The following is a 12,137-nucleotide window of genomic DNA, read 5'->3' as shown; positions in this document are numbered from 1 at the left end:
GGGACAGTGAGGCCACGGAGCGGTTGACGGCGCTCTTGCGGGAAGACCGGCAGTCGGGTGCGGGGCTGCCATGGGCGGAGCCAGGGCCCGATTGGAATGGTGATGTGGCCGGCCGTGGTGCGACGGGTCGCCGTGCTGCTGGCCATGATGAAGAGGGCGCCGACCTGGCTCCGGACGGTGGTGCGGAACCGGCCGATGACGCCGCCGATGGTGCCACCGGTCCGTCGCTCAGTGTAGACCCGGTGTCCGAGCACTCCCGGCATCGCGAGGACGTCGTGGTCCGTCGGCACATTGCTCGCCCCGCGCTGGTAGCACTGTGCGCCGTGCTGTTGGTGGCCCTCGGGATCGGGGGCTGGAACCTGCTCCCCGATGGACAGGGGGACGACGTCGTCACGTCCACTTCCGTGAAATCGGAGGGCGCCGTCGCCGGTACGGATGGCGCGGGGGCAGATGAGGGTTCCGACCGCGCTGACGCCGCCCGTGAGGGCACTGAAGCCACCGGCCGGGACGACACAGCACCTCACGGGGTGTCCGGATCCGCGACGTCCTCAGGGCTCGTCGGGGGAGCCGGAGCCGGTTCAGCGGGCGGCGGTACCGCCTCCGCCGAAGAAGCCGGGGTGCTCACGGTCCACGTGATCGGGGAGGTCAAGGACCCGTCCGTGGTGACGCTGTCCCCGGGTGCGCGCGTCATGGATGCGGTGGCGGCAGCCGGTGGATTCACGAAGGGTGCGGTGAAGGACCGGATTAATCTGGCGCAGCCCGTGAGCGACGGCGCCCAGGTCACGATTCCCAATGCGGAGAACGTCGATCGGGTGGCCGAGGCTGTCGCGCAGGGCGGTTCCGTGAATGGCGCCGGGACCGGTGCCCCGGCCGAGGGAGCAGCGAACAGCGCCAGCATTAAGACTGGAGTGAGCGGTAGTGCTTCCGAGGGTGGCGCGGCCACGGGAGGTTCATCGTCCGGATCAGGCGCTGCGGCTAAGGCGGGTGGTGCGGCCGCCCTGCCCGGCGGCGCCCCGGTCAACCTCAACACGGCCTCGCAAGCGGAGCTCGAGACCCTACCTCGCGTGGGACCGGTCCTCGCACAGCGGATCGTGGAGTTCCGCACCCAGCACGGCCCGTTCACCTCCGCGGAACAGCTCGACGACGTCAGCGGGGTGGGTCCCGCCATGCTGGAGGCACTGCTACCACTGGTCACGGTGTGAGCGTGCGATGGGACCTGCGCCTGGTCCCGGTTGCCATCACCGCGTGGGTGTGCGGATCGCTGACACTACTTGCCGGGTGGACCGTGGGGGCCGTGGGGGCTCTCGGCTGCGTGCTGGTCTTCGGCCTCGCGTGGTGCGCACCCGCTCTTCTCGACCGGTCTCGCATCCGGCGGGCGAACCGCGGGCCACGAGGGAAGGCGCCCGCCTCGGCACAACGCAGCCGTCCGCCGGCCGGGCAGCCGAGCCGCGCGCGATCCTGGACGCATGCATCGGACGCGCACGGGGGTTCCTCCTCCCATGGATGCCCGCGGCCATCATCCAGCGAGTCCCGCGCCCGGATGAGGTCCCTCCTGCCCAGCCTGGCCGTTCTGGCGGGGGTCGTGGCGCTGAGTGCCGCCGCGGCCATCACGACGGCGCTCGCCGCCACCGCACCGTCCCGCGACTTCCTGACCGAGCATCCTCCCGGTTCCGCGGTCCGCGTCAACGCCACGGTCACCGGGATGCCCCACGAATACACGGGCTCACCGGCGCCAGGGGAGCAGGAGGCATCGCGCGGCGTCGTCGTACCCCTGGCCGTCCACGCCGCGGACGGGAAGGCCGCAACCGCCGAACTCACGGTGTTCGCCGCCCACCCCGGGTGGGACGGCCTGCGCGACGGGGACACCGTCAACGCTGTGGTGAACGTGACGCGCACCGCGAACCCGGCGCGGCTCACTGCCCGGGCCACCTCCCCACCCACCGGATGCGATCACGGCTGCCGGGGAGCCCGGCCCGGACTGCTGGACACCGTGCGCGCGAACCTGACCCGGGTGTCCGGACGGTTCGGTGCCGTGAGCGCCGGGTTGATTCCCGGCATGACCGTGGGAGACACCTCCCAGCTACCCGAGGCGCTGGCGCAGAGCATGAAGGACACCGGACTGACACACCTCACGGCCGTCTCCGGGTCCAATTGCACCGTGGTGATGACCCTGACCGGGTACGCCGCCCTGACCCTGGGCGCGGGGCGGCGACTGTGCGTGGGTATCGGACTCGCCGCGCTCGCCGGGTTCGTGCTGCTCGTGGGCCCCGACCCCTCCGTCCTGCGCGCCGGCGTCATGGGTGCACTCGGCGGGGCCGCCATGCTCAGCGGCCGCGCCGGCGTCAGCCTCAACGCCCTGTGCGCCGCCGTCACCGGCCTAGTGCTCGTGCAACCGCCCCTCGCCATCGATTTCGGCTTCATCCTCTCCGTCCTCGCCACCGCCGGCATCCTCGTGAGCGCCCGCCCCGTGACCCGCGTCCTCGCCTCCCGGATCCCCACAGCGCTCGCCGCGTGCATAGCCGTGCCCCTCGTCGCCCAACTGTGGTGCGGACCCGCCCTGCTCGTGCTCAACCCCGCCCTGCCCCTGTACTCGCTGCCCGCCAACATGGCCGCCGCCCCTCTCGTTCCCGTGGTCACCGTCGCCGGTCTACTTGCAGTATGCGTCCTGCTCGCGGGGCACCTGGCCTCACCCGCTCTGAGCTGGCTGCTCCCCGGCGCCCACGACGCCGCGGCGCTCGCCGGCTGGGAGCGCGCCGCCTCCCTGCCCGTGGGCGCCGCCTCGGTTCCCGCGCGGGTCATTGCGTGGCTCGCGGACGGTTTCGCCGCCCTGCCCGGCGCGCAGCTGCCCTGGCCGGGCGGTGTCCCGGGGATTGTCATCCTCACCGCGGTCACACTGCTGTTCCTCGGCGTCCTGAACGGGGTGGACCACCGCCTGCGTCAGGCATCACCCATCGCGGGCACGGTCGACGCCTCATCGGCCCCGTCACCCGAGCCCGATGCCGTATGGCGCGTTCGCGCGCGCAGGCTACGGGTACGACGTCGCGCGCTCGCGGTGATCGCGTCCCTCGCGGTGATCGTGTTGGTCGTCCTGGGTGCGGTGTGGTGGTTCCGACCGGCGCCCGCGTGGGAGTCCGTGGTGTGCGACGTCGGGCAGGGAGATGCCGTGTTGCACCGCACCGGGGAGCACAGCGCGGTGCTCGTGGATGGCGGGCCCGACCCCAGGGCTCTGCGTCGCTGTCTCGACCAGGCGGGCATCACGCACCTGGACGCGGTGATCGCCACGCACAACCACGACGACCACGTGGCCGGCCTGGAGGGGCTCTCCGATGCGGTGGATGTGGAGCGGGTGTGGTACTCCACGGCCGGGACGGAGCTACCACGCGAACTGGCACCGCTCACGGAGAAGGCCGAGCAGCCTGCGCCCGGGGCACGACTAACCGCCGGACCGCTCACGGTCGAGGTACTCGCCCCGCGGGCCACGCCTACTGCAACGGGCGGAACCACGCGCGCTCCCGTGCACAGCCGGGTGAGTTCGGAGGACGAGAACAATGCGTCCCTCGTCCTGCTCATCACCCGCACCGCTGACCAGGGGACCACCACCTGGTTGACCGCGGGGGACCTCGAAACCGATGGGTACCGAGCGGCCACCAGGCTCCTGCCAACAGCAGCCGCCCCACACGTAGATGTGTTGAAGGTCTCCCACCACGGCGCGCGCAACGGTGGGACCGACATCATCAGGGACTCAGATCCCGCCCTGGCGGTGATCTCGGTGGGGGAGGGCAACAGCTACGGCCATCCCCACCCCGCAACAGTGGCGGCCCTACAGGAGACCGGGGCGGCGGTGGCGCGCACGGACCTCAGCGGTTCGTTGTGGATCCGTAAGGAAGGCAATCAGCTCGTGGTCTCGACACGGTGACCGCGCATCAAGCCACTGGGTGCACCGGGTTCGTCGCGTGTGGCTCACGTTTCTTGTTCCGATGCCTCACCCGTCCACACCGGGCCACGGCATGTCCCCGCCCGGCGCTAGCATGAGGACCACAGCGGCGCCCTCCCATGCCGCGCGCACCTGAGGAGTTCCGATGCCCCCAGCCCGTCGCAAGGCCGCCGCGCCGCCGCAGACCTCGTGGCGGGACGTCACCCCGCAGCCGCTCGTGCTGGCCTCCGGTTCCGACGAGTACATCCTGCAGCGCATCAAGGACTCCCTGCGGGACCAGACCCGGGAGCAGCGCGGGTCGTGCGAGGTCACGGACGTCTCCGCCGCCGACTACGAGAGCGGGAGCTTGGCCGTGGTCACGAGCCCCTCCCTGTTCGACGATCCCAAACTCGTGTGCGTCCACGACCTCGCGAGCATGCACGAGAACCTCCTCGCGGACGGCCTGTCGTACGTGGCCAACCCGGACCCGGACGTGACCGTGCTGTGGCAGCACTCGGGGGGTAACCGCGGCAAGAAACTACTGGACGCTCTCAAGGAGTCGGCGCTCGTCCTCGATTGCACGCCGCCCAAATCGGACCGCGACAAGACGGCCTTCGTCCTGGCCGAGTTCCGCGCGCACGGCAAACGCATCGAGCCGGACGCCGCCCGCGCCCTTGCCGCGGCCGTGGGCACGAGCACCGCGGAGCTCGCCGCCGCGTGCGCGCAGTTGATCGCGGACGGCCCGCTCACGGTGGATCACGACCTCGTGGAGAAGTACTACGGCGGGCGCGTGGAGGTCACCGCGTTCCGCGTCGCGGACGCCGCGGTGGCCGGTAACGCGGATCAGGCACTGAAGCTGTGGCGGCAAGCCGTGGACGTGGGAGTGGACCCGGTCCCCATGGTCGCCGCGCTGGGCTCCAAGATGCGGTTGATCGCGCTGACCGCGGGATCCCGCGGGGGAGCGGGAGCACTTGCGCGGGACGTGGGCGCGGCACCGTGGCAAGTGGAGCGCGCGCAGAACGAGGCCCGCCGGTTCACCGCCGGGGACGTGGCCGCCGCCCTGCAGGCCGTGGCCGAGGCCGACGCCCAGGTCAAGGGTGCGTCCCGGTCCCCGTACTTCGCGGTGGAGCGGGCGATCACCGTGATCGCGACGTCCGGCCACCACTGAGGGGCCATCTCTGAGGGCCACCATTGCGAGCCCGGAAGACCCGGGGAAAGACTGCGGGCCCGGCACCGAGAAACGGTGCCGGGCCCGCAGGCGTCCTGTGCGGACGGGGTCAGTCGATTCAGATCTTGGCGACCTTCTTGGCCAGACCGGACTTCTTGTTGGCCGCGGTGTTCTTGTGCAGCACACCCTTGGACACGGCCTTGTCGAGCTTGCGGGACGCGTTGCGCAGCGTCTCGGTCGCAGCTTCCTTGTTGCCGGACTCGACCGCGGCGTCCACCTTGCGGATCAGGGTTTTGAGCTCGGACTTGTAAGAGTTGTTGCGCAGGCGAGCCTTCTCGTTGGTGAGGATGCGCTTCTTCTGCGACTTGATGTTGGCCACGTAAAACTCCTAGAACGTTTGCGGAAGTAGGTCAGTGAGGGCTCACGGATGATCATCGACTGAGTTGTGAGAGTGGGGATGCTCGGTGGCAACCATCCGCTGTGCCCGACGACCAGCGCGGACACACAGCGATCCACTTTAGCAGATCGCCGGCCGCGGCGCCGGTCAGTGGCGGGCGCGGGCGGCGAGCTCCGCGGCCACCGCGTCGAAGCGTGAGCGGGCGAGCACCGCGCCCTCCCGGCGCACGTCCTCGGGGCGCACGGGGATGATCCGGTCGATCCGGGCCTCGGACGGGCGGCCCGAGCGGTCCCAGTCTCCGGTTCCCACGTCCACGAAGTCGGGATCGTCGTGGGCCGCGGTGTCGTGGTCCTTGGAGGTGAGCATCACGCACAGCACGTACTCCCCGGCGCGGTCCACGATCAGCACGGGACGGTCCTTGCCGCGTGAGGGGTCCTCCTCGTAGGGGACCCAGGTCCACACGACCTCGCCCGGATCGGGGCGACCATCCGGGTGGGGGTCGTAGTGCGGGGTCACCGGCCCCGTCCAGTCACCGGGGTAGGGCCGGGAGGTGCCGGCGGGCGACGTCGTCGTCCCCGGCGCGGTGGGCGCGGCGGCCCGATCGCGGCGCGCGTGCCCGGAAGCGTCCCGGGGCAACGGCGCGCGGCCGGCGTCCCGCCGCCCGCGCAAGGTCCGCGAGACCCGCTGATACATCCGGTAGGCCCGCAGGCCCTGGCGCGCGAGGCGCATGAAGTCAGCCATGTGCTCATCGTAGGGGCAGCGGTTCGTCCGTTGCCGCGGAACGTGGGAAACTGGGGAGTCATCCGATCGAAAGGACCGCCCGTGTCACCGTTGGCCGTCAATCCACCGGCTCCCGCCTCGACCGACCCCTCGGTGATCAGGAACTTCTGCATCATCGCCCACATCGACCACGGCAAGTCCACCCTCGCGGACCGGATGCTGCAGGCCACGGGCGTAGTGACACCCCGGCAGATGAAGGCCCAGTACCTGGACCGCATGGACATCGAACGCGAACGCGGGATCACCATCAAGTCCCAGGCGGTGCGCATGCCGTGGAACGTGGACGGCACGGACTACGCGCTGAACATGATCGACACGCCCGGGCACGTGGACTTCACGTACGAGGTCTCCCGGTCCCTGGCCGCGTGCGAGGCCACGATCCTGCTCGTGGACGCCGCCCAGGGGATCGAGGCGCAGACGCTGGCCAACCTGTACCTCGCGATCGAGAACGACCTCACGATCATCCCTGTGCTCAACAAGATCGACCTGCCGGCCGCGCAGCCGGAAAAGTACGCTACTGAACTCGCCAATCTGATCGGCGTGGAACCCGAGGACGTGCTCAAGGTCTCGGGCAAGACCGGTGAGGGCGTCGAGGAGCTGCTGGACACGATCGTGCGCCAGGTCCCGGCGCCCCAGGGGGTCAAGGACGCGCCGTCGCGTGCCATGATCTTCGACTCGGTGTACGACACCTACCGCGGCGTGGTGACCTATGTGCGCGTGGTGGACGGGACGCTGTCCCCGCGAGAGCGGATCCAGATGATGTCCACCGGGGCCACCCACGAGCTGCTCGAACTCGGTGTGATCTCCCCGGAGCCAGTGCCCTCGCAGGGGCTGAGCGTGGGGGAGGTGGGCTATCTGATCACGGGCGTGAAGGACGTCCGCCAGTCCCGCGTGGGTGACACGGTCACGAGCCAGACCAAGCCCGCGCAGCAGTCCCTGGGTGGGTACGAGGACCCCAAGCCCATGGTGTTCTCGGGACTGTTCCCCGTGGAGGGTTCGGACTACCCCGTGCTGCGGGACGCCCTCGAGAAGCTCCAGCTCAACGACGCCGCCCTGGTGTACGAACCCGAGACCTCCGCCGCGTTGGGCTTCGGCTTCCGTTGCGGTTTCCTGGGGCTGCTGCACCTGGAGATCACCCGCGACCGGCTCGAACGCGAATTCAACCTGGACCTGATCTCCACCGCGCCGTCCGTGTCCTACAACGTGACGCTCGAGGACAACTCGGAGGAGCAGGTTACTAACCCGTCCGAGTTCCCGGAGGGGCGGATCCTGGAGATCCGCGAACCCATGGTCTCGGCCACCATCCTGGTGCCGTCCGAGTTCATCGGCGCGGTCATGGAACTGTGCCAGTCCAAGCGCGGTGAGATGAAGGGGATGGACTACCTCTCCGAGGACCGCGTGGAGCTGCGCTACCGGTTGCCGCTCGCGGAGATCGTCTTCGACTTCTTCGACCAGCTCAAGTCCAAGACCCGGGGCTACGCGTCCCTGGACTGGAAGGCGGACGGCGAGCAGGCCGCGGATCTCGTGAAGGTGGACATCCTCCTGCAGGGCGAGCAGGTGGACGCGTTCAGCGCGATCACCCACAAGGACAAGGCGTACTCGTACGGCGTGCTCATGACGGGCAAGCTGCAGAAGCTCATCCCGCGCCAGCAGTACGAGGTCCCCATCCAGGCCGCGATCGGTTCCCGGATCATCGCGCGCGAGAACATCCGCGCGATCCGTAAGGACGTGCTCTCCAAGTGCTACGGCGGTGACATCTCCCGTAAGCGCAAGCTGCTTGAGAAGCAGAAGGAGGGCAAGAAGCGCATGAAGATGGTGGGCCGCGTGGAGGTCCCCCAGGAGGCCTTCGTGGCCGCGCTGTCCTCGGACGAGGACAGCGGGAAGGACAAGAAGAAGTAATGCCCGCCCAACCGGAGGGTGATCCCGCACCCCGGGACGGCGCGCTCCCCGCGGCATCGGTCGCCCGTGCCACCGATCGCACCCTGAGCCTGTACGTCCACGTCCCGTTCTGCGCGGTGCGCTGCGGGTACTGCGACTTCAACACCTACACCATGGACCAGCTCGGGGACGGCGTCTCCCAGCGCGACTACCACGCCGACGCCGCCGCGGAGGTCCGCTTCGCCCGGTCCGTGCTCGACGCCGCCGGGGCACCGCCGCGCGCGCTGCACAGCGTGTTCTTCGGCGGGGGTACGCCCACCCTTCTGCCCGCCTGGGAGCTCGCGCTCATGCTCGAGCAGGCCAGGGAGAGCTTCGGGCTGGCCCCGGACGCCGAGGTCACCGTGGAAGCCAACCCCGACTCGGTGAGCGAGGAGACGTTCGACGTGCTCGCCGCAGCCGGGGTTACCCGGGTGTCCTTCGGGATGCAGTCCGCGGTGCCCCACGTGTTGCGCGTGCTGGAACGCACGCACACGCCGGCGAACGTCCCGCGCGCCGTCGGCTGGGCCAAGGACCGCGGACTGGGCGCGAGCGTGGACCTGATCTACGGTACACCGGGGGAGAGTGTGGCCGACTGGCGCACCTCGTTGGAGGCCGCGCTGGCCATGGACCCCGACCACGTCTCCGCGTACTCCCTGATCATCGAGGACGGCACCAAGCTGGCCGCCCAGATCCGCCGCGGTGAGGTGCCGGGCGTGGATCCGGACGACCAGGCGGAGAAGTACACGCTCGCGGACGCGCTGCTGCGCGAGGCCGGGTTCGAGTGGTACGAGGTGTCCAACTGGTCCCGCGCGGCCCACGGGCGCAGCGCGGTGCAGAACCGCAGCGTGCACAACCTCGCATACTGGCGCAATCAGGACTGGTGGGGGATCGGCCCGGGGGCGCACTCACACAGTGACGGCGTGCGCTGGTGGAATCTCAAGCACCCGTTGCCCTACACGGCCGCTGTGCGCCGGGGTGACTCACCGGCCGTGGGCCGCGAGACCTTGAATGGCGAGACGCAGTACGTGGAGCACGTGATGCTCGGGATCAGGATCCGTGAGGGACTCCCGCTTGAGGGGCTGCGCCCGGAGGGGCGGCACGCGGTGGCCGGATTGATCGCCGACGGCTGGCTGGACGGCGCCGCCGCCCTCCGCGGGTCCGCGGTCCTCACGGACGCGGGGCGTCTGATGGCCGACGCCGTGACGCGCCGCTTGCTCGACTGGTGACCGTGTCAGGAGTTGCGGGCCGCGAACTTGTCGTAGAGGTGGGTGTTGAACCGGTACTGGTGCGGTTCGCCGCGGTTGACCTTCACGCCCGCGCGCACGGAGGTGATGGCCAGGAACAGCCAGGTCACGGCGGCGATGACCGAGAAGAGCCATCCGATGAACGGGATGAGTGAGAGCACGATGCCCGCGAGGATCACCAGGGTGGGCAGCATGGTGTAGTTGGCGGCTTCCCGGGATTCCTGAGCGGTGAAGGGACCGCGGTCCTTGAACACCCGGTGGATCATGTAGCTGGGCAGTACGCCCACCACGCCACCCAGGTGGGCGAGGGTGGCCCACTGCCGGTCCTGGGACACGTCCAGGGGTTGCGCCACGGGGGCCACGGACTCGAACGGAGTCTCGGCGGAGCGAGTGGAGGGGGAGGGAGCAGCGTCAGTCACGAGCGGGTGTGCCTTTCACGGGCGGTAGCCATCCGGGTCGGAGGACGCCGGTGCTCCTATCCTACGGTCGTTCCCGCGTGGCTCGCGCCGGACGACGACGCCAGGCGTCACCGACGCTGGGGGTTACCGCTAACGCGGGTCACCGAAGCCGTAGAACACCGGCTGCGAGCGCCGTCGACGTCGTGGGTCACCGCAGGTCAGGCGCAGCCCGGGTCAGGAGTCGGCGGCGTCCGGGGCGGTGAGGAAGTCGATGAGCTCCTCCACGCGGCCCAGCAGGGCCGGTTCGAGGTCTGCGTACGTGTTCACTCGTGCAAGGATCGCCTGCCACGCCCGCCCCACGTCCTGGGGTGTGCGGTGCGGTAGGCCCAGCGCGCGTGCCATCCCGGTCTTCCAATCCACCCCGCGCGGGATCACGGGCCACTCCCGGATCCCCAGGGCGCTGGGCTTCACGGCCTGCCAGATGTCCACGTAGGGGTGTCCGAGGATGAGCACGTTGTCCCGGGCACCCGGGACGGCGAGCGCCTCCTGGGCGATCCTGGACTCCTTGGAGCCCGCGACCAGGTGGTCCACGAGGATCCCGAGCCGGCGCTGCGGGCCGGGGTGGAACTCGGCGATGGCTGAGGGGAGGTCGTCGATCCCGTGCAGGGGTTCCACCACGGTGCCCTCGACTGCGAGGTCGTGGCCCCACACCTTGGCCACGAGCTCGGCGTCGTGGTACCCCTCGACCCACACACGCGACTCCTTGGCCACGGACGCGCGCAGGTTCTCGACCTCGACCGACCCCGACCGCGTGATCCGGGGCTTGGTCGGGGCGCTGCGGGTCTCGGGCGGACCCAGCCGCACGGGTTCGCCGTCCAGGAGGAAGCCCGGGCCCAGGGGGAAGGACTTCACGCGCCCGTGCCGGTCCTCCAGACCCACCACGCGCATCCCGCCGATGATCTCCACGCCCACGACGGCCCCCACCCACCCGGTCTCCACGTCCTCGAGCACCATGTCCCGGGCCACGGGGACGTCCCGGGAGACGGGACCGGTGCGGGCGACGTCGGGACTGCCTAGGTCCTGGGGACCCCAGGACCAGCCGGATGCGTTCACGGGCGACTCCTCCACGTCGTGCCCCGGCGCGAGCGCGCCGCCGGGCAGGCGAATCAGCCGCGAGCGTATCAAAATCGGCCCCTGACCCACGGGCCCTGGACTGCCAGGATTAGCACTGTGAACTCTTGAGTGCCAGAATTGCCAGCAACGGGAGGTGAGACACATGGAGCATCCGCGCCGAGCGCAGATCCTGCGCGCCATCGTGGAGGACTACGTCCATTCGCGTGAACCCGTGGGGTCCAAGGCGCTCGTGGAACGCCACCGCTTACCCGTCTCCTCCGCCACGGTGCGCAACGACATGGCCGCCCTCGAGGAGGACGGGCTGATCGTGGCCCCGCACACGAGCTCGGGGCGGATCCCCACGGACCGAGGTTACCGCGAGTTCGTCAACCAGATCGCAGCCCTGGAGCCCCTCACCTCCGCCCAGCGCCGCGCGATCCAGGTGTTCATGGACGGCGCCCAGGACCTGGACGACATCATGGAGCGCACCGTGCGCCTGCTCGCCCAGCTCACCCACCAGGTGGCCGTGATCCAGTATCCCGTGCGCACCGGGATCACCGTGCGCCACGTGGAACTCGTGGACGTGGGGGACGCCCGCGTACTCGTGATCCTGATCCCCACCACCGGACGCGTGGCCCAACGCACCGTGGAACTGCCCGTCACCCTGACCGAGGCCCAGCTGCTGGAGCTGCGCGCCCACGTGCTCGCACGCCTGCTCGGCACGCCCGTGGAAGACGTCCCCGACGCCGCCGTGACCCTGCCCCCGGCCCTGCCCGAGGAACTGCGCGACGCCGGGACCGCGGTGACCGGGGCGCTCGCGGTGCTCGCAGCGGTGTCGGACGAACACCGCCTGGTGATGGCCGGGACCGCGAACCTCGCGCGCTTCAGCGGGGACTTCCCGCAGAGCATCTCCCCGGTGCTCGAGGCGCTTGAGGAACAAGTGGCCATGCTGCGATTGTTGTCCGAGATGCAGCAGGACGAACGCGGGGTCGCGGTGCGCATCGGCTCCGACCACAGCGACGACCCCCTGGCGGAGGCGTCCGTGGTGGCCACGGGTTACGGTCCGCACGCCGCGTCCAAGGTGGGAGTCGTGGGGCCCACACGCATGGACTATCCCACGACCATGGCCTCCGTGCGCGCGGTGGCCCGCTACCTGTCCAAGAACCTGGGGGCTGAGCGCACGTGAGCGCCGCCCGCCCCGCTCGAC

Annotated in this window: 10 protein-coding genes; 6 read left to right on the top strand and 4 right to left on the bottom strand. The window is 70.2% G+C overall.

Features of this window, described 5'->3' with window-relative positions; all coding sequences use genetic code 11:
- The first annotated feature begins 242 nt into the window (after positions 1-242).
- The 3 genes from HBK84_RS06915 (at position 243) to holA (ending at position 5,081) form a co-directional block, all read left to right on the top strand.
- Entirely contained in the window at positions 243-1,202 is a 960-nt protein-coding gene (locus HBK84_RS06915; RefSeq protein ID WP_167318518.1) for a ComEA family DNA-binding protein, read from the top strand.
- Between the two features lie 338 nt (positions 1,203-1,540).
- Positions 1,541-3,916 (top strand): ComEC/Rec2 family competence protein, encoded by a 2,376-nt coding sequence (locus HBK84_RS06910; RefSeq protein ID WP_167318517.1) that lies wholly within the window; start codon positions 1,541-1,543, stop codon positions 3,914-3,916.
- A 163-nt stretch (positions 3,917-4,079) separates the two neighbouring features.
- On the top strand, positions 4,080-5,081 hold the full coding sequence (holA, locus tag HBK84_RS06905) for a DNA polymerase III subunit delta (protein WP_167318516.1): 1,002 nt from the start codon (positions 4,080-4,082) through the stop codon (positions 5,079-5,081).
- 118 nt (positions 5,082-5,199) lie between these two features.
- On the opposite strand, the gene rpsT is transcribed toward holA, so the two are convergent.
- Both rpsT and HBK84_RS06895 read right to left on the bottom strand, forming a co-directional pair.
- Positions 5,200-5,460: a 30S ribosomal protein S20 gene (rpsT, locus tag HBK84_RS06900; RefSeq protein ID WP_035961892.1), complete on the bottom strand. Its 261-nt coding sequence runs from the start codon at positions 5,458-5,460 to the stop codon at positions 5,200-5,202.
- Positions 5,461-5,625: 165 nt separating this feature from the next.
- Positions 5,626-6,219, bottom strand: coding sequence for a type II toxin-antitoxin system PemK/MazF family toxin (locus HBK84_RS06895; protein ID WP_167318515.1), 594 nt, complete (start codon positions 6,217-6,219; stop codon positions 5,626-5,628).
- 81 nt (positions 6,220-6,300) lie between these two features.
- On the opposite strand from HBK84_RS06895, the gene lepA reads away from it, so the two are divergent.
- Positions 6,301-8,157 carry a translation elongation factor 4 gene (gene lepA, locus HBK84_RS06890; RefSeq protein ID WP_167318514.1) on the top strand — a complete coding sequence of 619 codons (1,857 nt, stop codon included), beginning with the start codon at positions 6,301-6,303 and terminating at the stop codon, positions 8,155-8,157.
- Positions 8,157-9,401: a radical SAM family heme chaperone HemW gene (gene hemW / locus HBK84_RS06885; RefSeq protein ID WP_167318513.1), complete on the top strand. Its 1,245-nt coding sequence runs from the start codon at positions 8,157-8,159 to the stop codon at positions 9,399-9,401. The genes lepA and hemW overlap by 1 nt, the downstream gene beginning before the upstream one ends.
- A gap of 5 nt (positions 9,402-9,406) precedes the next feature.
- Here the strand turns inward: hemW and HBK84_RS06880 are convergent, their stop codons facing one another.
- Both HBK84_RS06880 and HBK84_RS06875 read right to left on the bottom strand, forming a co-directional pair.
- Entirely contained in the window at positions 9,407-9,838 is a 432-nt protein-coding gene (locus HBK84_RS06880; protein ID WP_239318428.1) for a DUF4870 domain-containing protein, read from the bottom strand.
- A gap of 213 nt (positions 9,839-10,051) precedes the next feature.
- Complete coding sequence (locus HBK84_RS06875) at positions 10,052-10,930, bottom strand: DUF3097 family protein (protein WP_167318512.1); 879 nt, start codon at positions 10,928-10,930, stop codon at positions 10,052-10,054.
- Positions 10,931-11,093: 163 nt separating this feature from the next.
- Here HBK84_RS06875 and hrcA point away from each other — a divergent pair, with 163 nt between their 5' ends.
- Complete coding sequence (hrcA, locus tag HBK84_RS06870) at positions 11,094-12,116, top strand: heat-inducible transcriptional repressor HrcA (protein WP_131332955.1); 1,023 nt, start codon at positions 11,094-11,096, stop codon at positions 12,114-12,116.
- The last annotated feature ends 21 nt before the right edge of the window (positions 12,117-12,137 follow it).

Origin of the sequence: Kocuria sp. KD4 (assembly GCF_011769905.1) — a bacterium.
In the GTDB taxonomy this organism is placed as follows: Bacteria; Actinomycetota; Actinomycetes; order Actinomycetales; family Micrococcaceae; genus Kocuria; species Kocuria marina.
The sequence above is the reverse complement of the archived record's forward strand: the minus strand, read 5'-3'. Positions and strand labels throughout refer to the sequence as shown.